The 13,211-nt window shown below is 61.7% G+C and carries 10 protein-coding genes; 3 read left to right on the forward strand and 7 right to left on the reverse strand.

Annotated features, from left to right (window positions below):
• Nucleotides 1–241: 241 nt before the first annotated feature.
• Nucleotides 242–739 (forward strand): aldo/keto reductase, encoded by a 498-nt coding sequence (locus tag SYN60AY4M2_RS00940; RefSeq protein ID WP_240527660.1) that lies wholly within the window; start codon nt 242–244, stop codon nt 737–739.
• A 28-nt stretch (nt 740–767) separates the two neighbouring features.
• Nucleotides 768–1,544 carry an HAD family phosphatase gene (locus tag SYN60AY4M2_RS00945; RefSeq protein ID WP_011430321.1) on the forward strand — a complete coding sequence of 259 codons (777 nt, stop codon included), beginning with the start codon at nt 768–770 and terminating at the stop codon, nt 1,542–1,544.
• Here SYN60AY4M2_RS00945 and queA read toward each other — a convergent pair.
• From queA to SYN60AY4M2_RS00970, 4 genes are all read right to left on the reverse strand, one after another.
• Nucleotides 1,541–2,731: a tRNA preQ1(34) S-adenosylmethionine ribosyltransferase-isomerase QueA gene (gene queA / locus SYN60AY4M2_RS00950; RefSeq protein WP_099812109.1), complete on the reverse strand. Its 1,191-nt coding sequence runs from the start codon at nt 2,729–2,731 to the stop codon at nt 1,541–1,543. The two genes, SYN60AY4M2_RS00945 and queA, sit on opposite strands and share 4 nt — an antisense overlap.
• Nucleotides 2,732–2,822: 91 nt before the next feature.
• On the reverse strand, nt 2,823–3,416 hold the full coding sequence (gene dcd / locus SYN60AY4M2_RS00955; protein ID WP_011430319.1) for a dCTP deaminase: 594 nt from the start codon (nt 3,414–3,416) through the stop codon (nt 2,823–2,825).
• An 84-nt stretch (nt 3,417–3,500) separates the two neighbouring features.
• Nucleotides 3,501–4,178 carry a cob(I)yrinic acid a,c-diamide adenosyltransferase gene (locus SYN60AY4M2_RS00960; protein WP_240527661.1) on the reverse strand — a complete coding sequence of 226 codons (678 nt, stop codon included), beginning with the start codon at nt 4,176–4,178 and terminating at the stop codon, nt 3,501–3,503.
• A 1,325-nt stretch (nt 4,179–5,503) separates the two neighbouring features.
• Nucleotides 5,504–6,790, reverse strand: coding sequence for a phosphodiester glycosidase family protein (locus SYN60AY4M2_RS00970; protein WP_240527662.1), 1,287 nt, complete (start codon nt 6,788–6,790; stop codon nt 5,504–5,506).
• A gap of 272 nt (nt 6,791–7,062) precedes the next feature.
• Between SYN60AY4M2_RS00970 and SYN60AY4M2_RS00975 the strand changes: the two genes are divergently transcribed.
• Nucleotides 7,063–7,989 carry a D-isomer specific 2-hydroxyacid dehydrogenase family protein gene (locus SYN60AY4M2_RS00975; protein WP_011430313.1) on the forward strand — a complete coding sequence of 309 codons (927 nt, stop codon included), beginning with the start codon at nt 7,063–7,065 and terminating at the stop codon, nt 7,987–7,989.
• Between the two features lie 31 nt (nt 7,990–8,020).
• Here SYN60AY4M2_RS00975 and SYN60AY4M2_RS00980 read toward each other — a convergent pair whose 3' ends face one another.
• The 3 genes from SYN60AY4M2_RS00980 to SYN60AY4M2_RS00990 form a co-directional block, all read right to left on the reverse strand.
• A complete protein-coding gene (locus SYN60AY4M2_RS00980) occupies nt 8,021–9,127 on the reverse strand; it encodes an isocitrate/isopropylmalate dehydrogenase family protein (RefSeq protein ID WP_099812112.1) in 1,107 nt (368 codons plus the stop codon).
• Nucleotides 9,128–9,286: 159 nt separating this feature from the next.
• On the reverse strand, nt 9,287–11,713 hold the full coding sequence (priA, locus tag SYN60AY4M2_RS00985) for a primosomal protein N' (protein WP_228375198.1): 2,427 nt from the start codon (nt 11,711–11,713) through the stop codon (nt 9,287–9,289).
• Nucleotides 11,714–11,721: 8 nt separating this feature from the next.
• Nucleotides 11,722–13,188: a hypothetical protein gene (locus tag SYN60AY4M2_RS00990; RefSeq protein ID WP_099812113.1), complete on the reverse strand. Its 1,467-nt coding sequence runs from the start codon at nt 13,186–13,188 to the stop codon at nt 11,722–11,724.
• Nucleotides 13,189–13,211 lie beyond the last annotated feature (23 nt).

Here is a 13,211-nt window from a genome sequence, read left to right on the forward strand (position 1 = left end):
CCTAGCTGGGAAATACCGTTTGATTGATATTCCTGTCAGCAATTGCATTAATTCAGAGGTGCATAAAATCTACGTTTTGACCCAGTTCAATTCCGCTTCGGGAACGTAAGGGTATCGCTGCAGTTGTCCTGTCGCCAGGTAAAAGTACGTCTTGAGCTTGCCGATCCACCAGGGAATACCACTGAGTTCCAGCAGATACTGCCGCCAATTCTGGGGCTTGCCATCCTCTAGCTCCGGGTCCTTGCCGGGACCCCTACACACGGCCCAGCCGCCCTATAACCTGTTTGAGCGCCAGATCGAAGCAGATGTCCTGCCCTACTGCCAGGCCAACGGCATTGCCACGCTAATCTACAGTCCCCTCTGCCGGGGGCTGTTGGGGGGAAGGCTGACTCCGCAAACCCAGTTTCCGCCTGGAGATCTGCGCGGCGGCATCGATCCCAAGTTTGCAGAGCCTCGCTACTCCCAGTACCTGCAAGCGGCAGAAGAGCTGAGCCGGCTGGCGCGGGAGCGCTACGGCAAAACCTTGCCCCAGTTGGCGGTGCGCTGGCTCTTGGATCAGCCGGGGGTGAGTGCAATCCTGTGGGGAGCGCGCAAGCGCCAGCAGTTGGAGGACCTAGCCGGCGTGTGGGGCTGGTCGCTGGAGGCGGAGGCAATGCAGGCCATCGACGCGATCCTGCAAAGGCATGTCCCCGAACCCATCCCCCCCAGCTTCATGGCCCCCCCTGCCCGTGCTGCCTAGAGCAAGGAGTGGGGGGTAAGGCTGTCCAATGGCGCTGCAAGGGGTGATCCTAAGCTGGAGCGGTGTGGTGGCCGACGACGAGGGGCTGCACCTCCACGCCATCAACCAAGTGCTGCTGGAGGAGAACCTGCGTCCCTGGGATCTGGGATCCCGGGAGCAAAAGGAGCTCTACCGGCTGCACTATCTGGGCCGACCGGATTGGGAGCGCCTGCCGGCGCTTTGGCAAGCCCAGGGACGGGTGCTCAGCCCCAAGCAACGAGAAGAGTTGTTGCGCCGCAAGGCCCTTTACTATCAACAGGCTCTGCAGGAGCAGAAGGGATCCCTTCTTGTCCCCGGTTTGGCAGAGGCCCTAGAGAAGCTGGAGCGGCTGCAGCTCAAGGTGGGCCTAGTGAGCGGCCACGCCGCTGCTGAGGTGGAGGCTTTTTTGGAGCGCTTCCCCTGTCCAGCTCTGGCGCGGCTGACTCATGACTTTCGCTACCGCGTAACCGGCGAGGCAGGGGATCCCGCCCTATCACCGGGGCAGTTGCACCGTCTGCTTTTAGAGCGGATGGGGCTTTCCCCTCAGGAGTGCTTGAGTTTTGAAGCCACCTACGCCGGCATTCAAGCAGCTCGCTCGCAAGGGATCCCGGTCTTGGCCCTAGCCACCTTCTTCCCGCTGCACATGTTGCAGCGGCGGGCCAACTGGGCGGTGGATGGTTACCCCCAAGTGGAATGGGAGCGCCTCCAAACTTGGTTTGCCACTGGCCAAGACCGTCCTGCCGACCCTCCTGGCAAACCCTTAGCCAAAGGGCAGGGTTCTCCCTAGGGCAGGATCAGCATGCCGTCCCCAAAGGAGTAGAACCGATAACCCTCCCGGATGGCCTCTTGGTAGAGATCCAGCAAACGCTCTCGCCCGATCAAGGCTGCCACCAGCATCATCAGGCTGGAGCGGGGCAGATGAAAGTTGGTGATCAGCCCCTGCACCACCCGCCAGGAGTAGCCGGGGTAGATAAAGAGGTCGCTTTTTCCCTGCCAGGGTTGCAGGGTGCCGCAGAGGGCTGCCGTTTCCAGTGCCCGCACCACCGTTGTCCCCACGGCAATCACCCGCCTTCCCTGGTCCTGGGTTTCGCGAATAGTGGCCACCGTTTCCGCTGGCACCTTGAGCCACTCGCTGTGCAAGCGGTGGTCGGTTACTCGCTCCGCCTCCACCGGGCGGAAGGTGCCCAGGCCGATGTTGAGGGTGATGTAGGCAGTTTGGATCCCCTTTTGGGCCAGCCGCTCCAAGAGCTGGGGGGTAAAATGCAGCCCGGCGGTGGGGGCGGCCACCGAGCCCGGGTGTCTGGCCCAGACCGTTTGATAGTCTTCAGGTCGGACTCCCGCGCTTGTCGGATCAAGGGCGTGGGCAGCTTTCAGATAGGGAGGGAGCGGGATCCGCCCCACCCGCCCCAGGATCTGCTCAAAGGTATCCGCCCCTTCCCAGGTCAACTGCACCACCCGGCCACCCGTCTCCGCGTCCACGGCCAGCACTGTGGCCCCCAGTTCAGCCGGGGATCCCTGGCGATCCCAAAACCGGATTTGATCCCCCACCTTGACCCGTTTGCCTGGCCTAACCAAGACCCGCCAGATTTGCTCCTGCTTGGAGGTGTTGGCCGGGATGGGCTCCAGCAGCAAAACCTCCACCCGTGCCCCGGAAGCGTCCTTTCCCGGCAAAACCTTAGCCCCCCATAGCCGGGCTGGGATTACCTTGGTGTCGTTGAGAACCAGCAGATCCCCGGCCTGCAGGTAGTCGGGGAGGTCGCAGAAGCGGCGGTGCTCGTGCCTATCTGGGTACACCACCAGCATTCGCGCCTGATCCCGTGGCTCCACAGGGGCTTGCGCGATCCGCTCAGGGGGCAGGGAGTAGTCGTAGCTAGCCGTTAGGAGATCCGGGTTGAGCTCTCCAACGCTCCCTGGAAGAAGCTGGCCGGGTTCGGCTTGGCCAGCAGAAGCAGCCAGTAGGAAAGAATGGCTCATGGACAAACACAGCAGCACGCCTCCAGCATAGCCGACGGATGCCGGTTGCCAGAGGCTTTGTCCGGGAGGGATTGGGGGGAGGGTGTGCCACCTAGACCTTGGCCACCACCACCCGCTGGGGTTGATCCTGGTACTTGCCCTGGCGGTCGGCGTAGGTGGTCTGGCAGGGATCCCCTTCCAAGAAGAGGAGCTGCACCACCCCTTCATTGGCATACACGCGGCAGTCGGCGCTGGAAGCGTTGGAGAACTCCAAGGTGAGATAGCCCCGCCACCCCGCCTCGGCTGGGGTGAGGTTGGCGATCAGCCCTACCCGCGCGTAGGAGGACTTGCCAATGCAGATGACGGTGATGTTATCCGGGACTTGCAGCCGTTCTAGGGAGACGCCCAGGCCGTAGGAGTGGGCGGGGATGATGAAGTAGTCCCCCATCTCGTCGTGGTGCAGCTCCACAGGTTCCAGGTTTTTGGGGTTAAACCGCTTGGGATCCACCACCGTGCCGGGCACGTGGCGGAAGATCTTGAACTCCACCGGTGACAGGCGAATGTCGTAGCCGTAGGACGAGAGCCCGTAGCTCAAGACGGGCCGCATCTGGCCGTTCCACTCCACGCGGCGCACCAGCTCAGGACAAAACGGCTCGATCATCCCCCGTTGCGCTTGCTCGTAGATCCAGCGGTCGTTTTTTAACATGGCTGCAACAGGCTGCCCGACAGGCCAGAGAGTTTGGAGAAGAGAGCGCAGTCGCTGCTGGCAAGGCTACGAGCTGCTGACCCGCTAGGGATCCATTCTCGGCGGGGGGCCGCCCTCTGGGGAAGGAGGAACGAGGACTGGATCCCGCCGTGGACGTAGCTGGGTGATCAGATCGGCGCGCTCCAGGAGAGAATCCGGCATCTCCGGCCCGGTGATCACCATGTCCATCCAGACTGGGCGCTGATCGATCAAATCCAGCACCTGCGCCTCCGGGATCAGGCCCAGCTTGATGGCCAGGCCCAACTCGTCTAGCACCACCAAGCCATAACGGCCACTCCTGACCGCCTCCTGAGTAAATTGCCACAGCTCGTCCAGAGCCACCCGCTCCTCCGGCTCCAGGTGAGGCGTATCGATGCAGCGGTGCAGACGACAGCGGGCCCACTCCAGCGAGCTGCCCAGCAAAAGACGATTTTCCGGCCCCTGGTTGATCCCGCCCTTGAGAAATTGCACGATCAACACCCGCGTCCCCTGGCCGGCCAAGCGCAGTGCCTGAGCCATCACAGGAGTGAACATGCCCCGGCTGGGATGGGTGTAGAGCTGCAGGGATCCCTGGGGGATCAGCTGGGCAGAAAAGGCTCCGTCCCGCTGGAAAAAGCGGTCGCCGGCAGCAGGGTTGGCCTGGGCTGCAGGCTGTTTGATGCGGGCAACAGGAACGGCATCCTTGGGGGAGGGCATAGGATTGGGTGAGGCAGTGCGAACCACGGTTTTATCTCGTGAGGGGGCTAGGGGACAAGGCCCTTGGTCTGGGCGGCTTTGCCGAGGAACAAAAGCCCTATCCGTCACCGTTGCGGAGACGCGAAGGAGAGCCACAAGCAACTACCGCCTGCCAAGGCAAACGGCAACTGATGGGACGCAAGGCTTACAAGTGGTGGAAAACATTGACTACGGATTCCATGAAACACCACCTGTGCCTATTCGTCAACGAGTCAGTTCTGTTTCCCGTCGACACACAAACCGCCCCGAATACGGTGTTAGAAAGTATAATCCTTGCCCATCCTAGCTTTTTGCCAGGCGGAGGCGATGGGCGAGAAGAAAAGCTTTTGGATGAGATCTTAATAAAACTTCCGCCGAGGTGTAAAAGCTTAAGCGTCTAGCCATCTTGCTTAATCACGAAAATGTGCCCCAAAAAGATGCAAGCAAAAGATCACTTTTTCTAGATAAGATTAACTCTCAATACATGAGAAGGCCAATGACGGCGGCTTGCTCAACTCAATAGAACTCAATAGAAAAGAGACTTGAGGCGTCCCAGGAGCCTTGCTCGGCATAGACTATAGACTAATCCGCTTGATTGGAAGTCGAAGAACTTGTGTGCATTCCAAAGTAGTTCATTTGAGAAAGGTTGCGACCACAGAGCCAGAAGGTCTACTTTCTTAGGTCGATAAACGCAGATTGTTTACTGCCGTCATAAAGATGGTCTTTTGATAAGGTCTATCAGGATCGGCGGTTAATTGGAAAATAATGTAAAACTTATTGCAAGACCAATTTTTTGTACAGTTGGTTGTTTGATAGTTTTTCTGTTGAATTAAACTTCAGTATTTCTATATAGATTGCGTCGCTGTTTCCTGATCAAATGAATAGGAATTTCTATTGGGTTTTTGCCAACTTTATGAGGGTTCTGTAGGCAAGCAGGATCGCTGCAGACAAGGAACGGATCCGTAGCGGCTCCCGTCAGGGTTGCCGGAAAAAGCTGGGGTTGGATCCCATTTGAAGCCGGTCACTCCGCGCTCCAGATCCTTGGGTACCGATGTTGCCGGGATCCTATGGCGCAAGGGGGGCAAGGCTCTTTCTTCTCTGAGAAGCCTCCTTTAGTCTCAGAAAAGTAAGTAGAACCTTGGGGCTCTGCCTCAAGGGGCTGTCTAGGGGTGGCTTGACAACGCCTCTACGAGTTCGTTTGTGGACTGCGCCTTCAGGCAGAGGGAGTGTCAAGCTGATTAAAAAGTAGCCAGAAAGCAGATGGGGATCCGACGCTCGAGCCGTACATCAAAAGAACCGTATCCTGCTGCCGGAAGAGTTGTCTTGGTTTGCCGCTAGCGACTTAGGTTGGAGAAAAAACCCAAGCCATTGTGAACCCGGGGTAGGCGCCGCCGAGATCTCGTTGTATTGGGATCAGTCTCGCCGTCGGCTAGTCCGATCTCTGGCTCCAGATTGACGGCTTCTTCCCCCAGCACCAGTGTGGAAGAGCGGCCTCCATCTAGGTTCAAAGCGTGGCGACAGCCCAACTGCCGCAACAACTGCGCCATCTCCAACAGGGTGAGCCCTTGGTTTTCCTGGGCATTGCCGGCGGCCACCAGGAGCAGATCCCTGTTGTCCGGTTGCCCCTGCCGCAGACAGATGGCGCTGCGGGCAGCCTGTTGCCGGCGGAAGAGAGGCTGAAACCCCTCCAATTCGGCATCCAGGACCACCTGGCCGTCCAAGAGCAAGAGCGGCCCTGCCCCCAGAATGTGGGGGTAGGCTTCCAGCTCCAGCGGATCCACCGTCCAGTCCAGCCGGAGGCGATCTCCTGGGATCAGCTTGCCGGCTTCTAGAGCGCCCTCTAGCCCTCGTGCTGCCAGTATGTAGCCTTTGGGAGGGATCGGCACCGTCACTTTGCCGGCCACGCCTGCCGACAGGATCTGCTGCAGCCGGTCTTCTTGCACAATGAGGAGAACTTCGTCGTCCGTCTGGGTGGTGTAGGTGGATCCCCAATCAGGGGTGTACTGGGCGATCCCGGGCAGGATGTAGCCGCTGTTGATGCCGACCAAGGGGATCCGATCCCCCAAGTCGTTGCGCAGCTCTATTTGCATCCGCAGGCGGGCAAAGCGCACCGGCTCCAAGCCAGGGGGAGAATTGGCGGCGTCAAACCAGGCAATCGCCCCTCGGCCCAAGATGGGGCTGGAGATCCAGCGGCCTTCCAGGCGAATGGCCCCCAGCGGCTGGCGGGTATTGCGGTTAAAGAAGCCGCCGTTGATAGCAGCCACCGCTCCCCGTTCGCGGCTAAAAGCGGGCAGCTCCCCCAGGCCCACTAGACTGGCAGGGTCGGCCCAAATGGGGCGCAACTGGCCGGCGGCTAGGGAAACTGCCACGACGGAAACCAGGATCCGTCGATCCTCCAGCCAAACCATCCTTTGGTACAAAGGGATCCCCTCTACTACCCGCACAGGCTGCCCGTTGAGGAGCGTCTGGGCAGGGACAGGTAGGTTGCTGAGCAAGAGGAGAGCTGCCCCCGCCCAGGCCACAGCTTTGGACCAAGAGACCCACCTTGCCGGCACCACCCAAGGCGCCAAGTTGGGAAACTGCATCTGGCAGGAAGAGGGCAAGTTTTTGGCTTTGAGCAAGCTTGGCAGCTCCTATCCGCCGGCGGCAAAAGTGGCCATCAAAATCAAAGACAGCAGAATGCCCGGAAAAAGCAGCAGCACCAAGGTCAAAAACTCAGAAAGGGTCATGGGCTGAAGACGAGAAGAAGAGGCAGAGGCTACAGCTCCTAACCTAGCGATTCCGGCATCCCTTCCCATCCTCCCTTTGGGATCCCTTAACAGTTCTGAGGCTTTTCCCACCCCCTTCTGCCAGCGATATCCTGGCAAAGGGGAAGTCATCTTCGAGAGCTCTGATGGGCATCCAAGGCAGACGCATAGCCGTCGAACCCGACCACCTCCGACCCTGGTTAAAAGAGGCAGTCCTGGCGGGGGGTGGCGAACTGGTGCCGCTGGCGGAAGCGGAGGCTCTGGTGTGGGCCGATGCCTTTGACGTGCCCAAGCTCAAGCAGTGTCTTGCCGAAGGAAAGGGGATCCGCTGGGTGCAGTTGCCCTGGGCGGGCGTGGAGCCTTTTGCCCAGGCAGGGATCCTGGATCCCGCCTATGTGTGGACCTGCGGCAAGGGGGTCTATGCCCAAGCGGTGGCCGAGCATGCCCTGGCCCTCACCTTGGCCGGCCTGCGGGATCTCAAGCACCGCGCTCTGGCCCAGACTTGGCAGCCGGGATCCGGCACCAGCCTCTGGGGCAGCCGCGTGGTCATCTTCGGGGCGGGGGGCATTGCCCAGGCCCTGATCCGCTTGTTGCAGCCCTTCCAGTGTTCCGTTGAGGTGGTGCGGCGCAGGGCGGATCCCTTGCCGGGAGCCAGCCGGGTGGTGACGTTGGCGGAGCGGCAGGCAGTGCTGGCAGGAGCGGATGTGGTGATCCTGGCCTTGGCCCTCACCCCCGAGACAGAGGGGATCATCGCCTGGCCAGAGCTGGAGCAGATGGGATCCGGCTGTTGGTTGGTCAATGTGGCGCGCGGCAAACATATCGTCACCCCTGACCTGGTGGCCGCCTTGCAGGAGGGGATCATCCGGGGTGCCGCCCTGGATGTTACGGATCCAGAACCGCTGCCCGATGGACATCCCCTCTGGCGCTTGCCCAATTGCCTAATTACCCCCCACACGGCCATCACCGACGCCATGATTGTCCCTGCCCTCTCCGAGCGGGTGCGGGAAAATGTGAGCCGCTTTCGGCTGGGAGAACCCTTGCTGGGGGTGGTGGATCCGGTTCTAGGTTACTGAGCCCTCACCCTCTCCCGAGGGAAGCAGGGATCTAGGACTCGATGGGAATAGGATCCTGGGGAGGAGCCATCTCCTGGACGCGGGCGGCGATGGCCTCGGCCATCTCCTGGGTGCCCACAGGCTCCCCTTGCGCCAGGTCATAGGTGACGTATTTGCCTTCGGCAATGACCGACTGCACTGCCGCTTCTACCCTCGCGGCGGCTTCCCGCTCGCCCAGGTAGCGCAACATCATGGCCCCGGAGAGGATGAGGGCAGAGGGGTTGACCTTATTTTGGCCGGCATACTTGGGCGCTGAGCCGTGGATAGCCTCAAAAACCGCAATGCCATCGCCGATGTTGGCCCCTGGCGCCACCCCCAGCCCGCCGATCATCCCGGCGCACAGGTCGGAGATAATATCCCCATAAAGATTGGTGAGCACCAGCACATCGTAGAGCTGGGGCTTTTGCATCAGTTGCAGGCACATGTTGTCGACAATGAGATCTTCAAACTCGATGTCGGGGTACTCCTGGGCCACCTCCCGTGCCACCTGCAAAAACAGGCCGTCGGTAAACTTCATGATGTTGGCTTTGTGAACGGCCGTTACCTTTTTGCGGCCATTCTGGCGGGCGTATTCGAAGGCAAACTTGACAATGCGACGGCTGCCAAACTCCGAAATGGGTTTGATGCCAATGGCAGATCCCTCGCGGATGAACTTGCCAGAAAGACGCATCATCTCTTCGCGAGCGTGGGCTGCTTCGGGGGTGCCTCGCTCGAACTCGATCCCGGCGTAGAGATCCTCGGTGTTTTCCCGCACCACCACCAGGTCAATGTCTTGAAAGGGGCTTTTGATGCCGGGGAGGGACTTGGCCGGGCGCAGGTTGGCGTAGAGATCCAGCTCTTTGCGGATGGCTACATTGACTGAGCGAAAGCCCGTGCCTACAGGGGTGCCGATGGGCCCTTTGATGGCCACTCTGGTTTCCCGGATGGACTCCAACACCTGCGGTGGCAAAGGCGTGCCGTATTTCTCAATCACCTCTACCCCTGCTTCTACTCGGATCCACTCCAAGTCCACCCCGGTGGCCTCCAGGACTGTGGTCATTGCCCTGGTTACTTCCGGGCCAATGCCATCGCCGGGGATCAACGTTACACGATAGGCCACAAATCCTTCTCCTCCCAGGATTGACGCTGGCAGCTTGACGGGATCCCGCCTAGCGCCGGCCTTTGAGCCCGTGGGGGATCCCTGAGCTTAAACGAAGCTTAAACGACTATAAAACAGGTTGGGGCCATCCAACGCCAAGCTGCGGCAAAACTGCCGCCCCTAGAGGATCCGCAGCGGATCCACATCGAGGCTGACGCGAATCCCCTGGGGAATATGTCCAAGGGCGCGGCGCAGGTGGGTATCGATCTGGGCGCGATCCCAGGGCTGATCGGGAAGCTGTTTGAGGAGGATCTGCCAGCGGTAGCGGCCGGCAACCCGCTCCACTCGGGCCGGTCCTGGCCCCAACACCTCCGCCGGGATCCCTTGCAGGCCCTCAGCTAGGCGGCTGCAGTAGCGCTCTAACGCCTCCAGGCGGCTGCTGCTCAGGCGAATTAAAATCAACGCCCGGTAGGGCGGGTAGCCCCCCTCTTGGCGTTGGCGCAGCTCGGCCTGGACAAAGCCCTCGTAGTTGTGGGCCAGCACCGCTTGCAAGATGGGGTGCTCTGGCAAATAGGTCTGGATAATGGCCTGGCCTGGCAAGGATCCGCGGCCTGCCCGGCCCGCCACCTGGGTCAGCAGTTGAAAGGTGCGCTCGCCAGCGCGGTAGTCAGGCTGGTGCAGCAGCCCGTCGGCGGCTACCACCCCCACCAGCGTCACCTGGGGGATGTCCAGCCCTTTGGTGAGCATCTGGGTGCCCACCAGCACCTGGGCCTTGCCGCTGCGAAACTGCTCCAGCAAATCCCGGTGGGATCCCTTACGGCGGGTGGCGTCGCTGTCGTAGCGCAAAATCGCCACCTGCGGCCAGTGCTGCTGCAGCACCTCCACCACCTTCTGGGTGCCGGTGCCGAAGTGCTTGAGGTAGGGCGAGCCGCAGGCAGGACAGTGCTGGGGGTGGGGTTGGCGGGCGCCGCAGTAGTGGCAGCGCAGCTCCTGCCCGCCCTCCAGGTGAAAGGTAAGGGAGACGTCGCAGTGGGCGCAGGTGAGGACAAAGCCGCAACTGCGGCACAAGACAAAGGTACTGTGCCCCCGCCGGGGGACAAAGAGGATGGCCTGTTCCCCCCTCTTCAAAGTCTCGTGCAAAGCTTGATGCAGGCGGCGGCTGAGAATGCTGCGGTTGCCCGCCTGCAGCTCCTGGCGCATGTCCACCAGCTCCAGCCGGGGCAGGGTGGCCGGGATCCCCGCCTGGGGGATGCGCTGCGGCAAAGGGAGACGAACCCAGCGCTGCGGATCCTGCAGGTGGACCGCATAGGTTTCCACTGCCGGTGTGGCGCTGCCCAGAACTAGGGGACAGTTGGCTAGCTCAGCCCGCCACTCCGCCACCTGACGGGCGTGGTAGCAGGGCTGGGGCTGATCCTGCTTGAAGCTGTCGTCGTGCTCCTCGTCCAGAACGATGAGGCCCAGGTTGGCCAAGGGGGCAAACACCGCCGAGCGGGTGCCGATCACCACCTGGGGGACAGCAACCAACATCTGCCGCCAGAGGTCGTAGCGCTCGCCGGCTGAGAGGCCGCTGTGGTAGGTCCACACGCGGGATCCCAGCCGCGCCCGAAAGCGATCCGTCAGTTGCGGGGTAAGGCCGATCTCCGGCACCAGCACCAAGGCTGACCGCCCCTGCTGCAGCACCTGGGCAATGACTTGCAGGTACACCTCTGTCTTGCCGGAGCCGGTGACCCCATGCAGCAGAAAGCGTTGGTTTCGCCCCAGGGCTTGCTGGATGGCCGCCACTGCCTCGGCCTGGGCTGGCGTCAGAGGCTTGGGCAAATCTTTCTCCACAGGCCGCTCGGCCTCTCCCAGCCGCAGCAAGGGTCGCTCGTAGAGGTGCACCCGGCCTTTGCGGGCTAGGCTCTGCAGCACTGACCGGCTCACCCCCGCCAGGCGCTCCCACTCGACCAGCAGCAGCTCCCCCCCCTTTTGCTTGAGGATCTGCAGCGCTTTCTGCTGGGGCAAGCTCAGCCCCTCCAGCGAGTCCTCCACCAAGGTGGCCGCCTGTTGGGTTTTCACCCTGCCCCCCTGCTGCTCCTGCCAGAAGCTTTCCACCCAACCCCGCCGCTGCAGCTCCCGCAGAGCGACCTCGGCGCCGGGCACCTGCTGCTGGAGGTAACGCCAAGACAGCTCCCCTCCCTTCTCCCGCAGCAGCCGCAGCAAAGCCTGGGCAGCCGGCGAACATTCCCCTGGCGGGGATCCAACCAGGCGGATCCGCCGCTGGGAGCGGCTCAGCAAGCCCGGCGGCAAAACGGTGCGCACCACCTGGGCTAGGGGGGTGAGGTAGTAGTTGGCTACCCGCTGCAGCAGAGGCCAGAAATCCTTGGGCAGGATCCCTTTGGCCACCACCGCTTCAATCTCTCGCACCGACTGGGGATCTACTCCTGTCGGCAACTCCGAGCGCCAGCCCAGAGCCACCGCCCCCGCCACCTGTTGGCCAAAGGGAACGCTGAGGAGATCGCCCGCTTCTGGCTCCCATCCCTCTGGCACGCGGTAGGTGAAGCAGCCCCCCAAGTGGGGATGATCCACCCACACCTCCAGCCAGCGGGGAGGAGCAGGCTGCGCCACCGGATCCCTCACGGTCGGGGCAAGAACCGCGGCAGATCCACTGCCCGCTTATCAGGGCGAGCCAGCAAAGGCCGGGACTGTTCGCGTAAGCGGGACGGAGTCCATAGGGCAGACTTGGGCTTGGCGGCCTGGAGCGAAGCGAGAGACTCAGACCGTGTTGGCGTGTCGGCAGCATTGGGAGCCGCTGCACCAGCGCGAGGCGGGATGTCTATTCCCTTGCGCTCCAAAGCCGTCTTCAGGCTGAGCAGGTGCATCTGCTGCTGCTCGTACTTCTCTCTCAGGGAGCGGTTTTCTTCGGCGAGGGCGGCGCGTTCCGCCTGCAGGGCCCTCACCTGCCCCTCCAAGGCCTCTGTTTGCTCCTGCAGATGGGTGACGGCGATCTGGGCAGAGCGCAATTGCGATTGCCAGGTGGGTTGGTCGGCAAGCTGGGCCAGAGCTGCTTGGAGCCGCTGCTCCAGATCGCCGAGGCGCTGCTGGGCCTGGGCGTACCGTTCCTCCAGACGGCGGTGCTCCTGCTGCCAATGGGCAATTTCCGCCTGCGCTTGGGCGAGGGCAGCTTGCAGCGCTTCGACCTGGGCTTGCCACTGCTGTTGCTGCTCCCGGGAGTCCTGACGCCATTGCTCTTGCTGAGCTTGCAAAGCGGCCAGTTGCGCCTGGGCATCGGCCAGCGCCGCTTCCAATTCCTGCCGTTGTTCCTGCCAGCGCTGCTCCGCTTCCGCCTCTGTCTCGGCATAGCCCGCCAGACGCGCCTCGAGATGTTCCCGCTGTTCTTGCCAGGCTGCCCGTTGGTCGTTGTACAGAGCCCGCAGGCTGTTCAGCTCCGCCTGAGTTTCTGCAATTTGGGTGCGGGCCAACGAAAGCTCTGCCTTGAAACGCTGCAACATCTCCACCCGTTTTTCCGCCAGGTCTTGAGCTTCCACCAGAGAAGCCTGTAGCTCCTGCTGACGGTGTTCCCACTGACGGCGCTCCTGAGCATGGGCCAGCCGTAGCTGCTCGATCTGCTCCTGTAGGGCTTCGATATCTTGGCGCTGCCGCTCGTTGAGGCGTTGCCGCGCCGCCAGCTGAGCTTCCTGCTCCGAGAGCTGAACTTTTTGCTCTGCCAAAGTCTGTTGCAACTGGCGCAGGGCATGTTCCCGCTCCTGCAGCGCCTTTTCTTGCTCGGCCACCTTCTGGCGCAGGGCTCGGCATTCGGCTTCCCAAGCAGCGTCTGCAGGCGTTTGGGCTTTCAATTGCAAGAGCTCTATCTGCTGTTGCTGCTTGCGAGACTGCAGTTCCCTCTCGGCCAGTTGACTGTGCAGCTCCGCTTCGGCTTCGAGTAGCCGAGCCTCCAACTGCTGCCGCTGCCTCAGGGCCGAATGCCGCTCTGGATTGGGATCCGATTCCGTTCGCGTAAGCGGGACGGAGTCCTTGGCCGACTGGCCGGCTTGAGCTTCGGGAAAGGTGGGATCCGAGTCGCCTGAGGAGGGAGCACGCATAGGTTAAAGCGAAGATGAAGAAG

It is taken from the genome of Synechococcus sp. 60AY4M2 (genome assembly GCF_002760375.1).
Taxonomy (GTDB): domain Bacteria; phylum Cyanobacteriota; class Cyanobacteriia; order Thermostichales; family Thermostichaceae; genus Thermostichus.

Bases quoted from the DNA above. Each gene is read 5' to 3' on its own strand.
- SYN60AY4M2_RS00945 (WP_011430321.1), top strand. From the start codon at position 768: ATGGCGCTGCAAGGGGTGATCCTAAGCTGGAGCGGTGTGGTGGCCGAC.
- queA (WP_099812109.1), bottom strand. From the start codon at position 2,731: ATGAGCCATTCTTTCCTACTGGCTGCTTCTGCTGGCCAAGCCGAACCC.
- dcd (WP_011430319.1), bottom strand. From the start codon at position 3,416: ATGTTAAAAAACGACCGCTGGATCTACGAGCAAGCGCAACGGGGGATG.
- SYN60AY4M2_RS00975 (WP_011430313.1), top strand. From the start codon at position 7,063: ATGGGCATCCAAGGCAGACGCATAGCCGTCGAACCCGACCACCTCCGA.
- SYN60AY4M2_RS00990 (WP_099812113.1), bottom strand. From the start codon at position 13,188: ATGCGTGCTCCCTCCTCAGGCGACTCGGATCCCACCTTTCCCGAAGCT.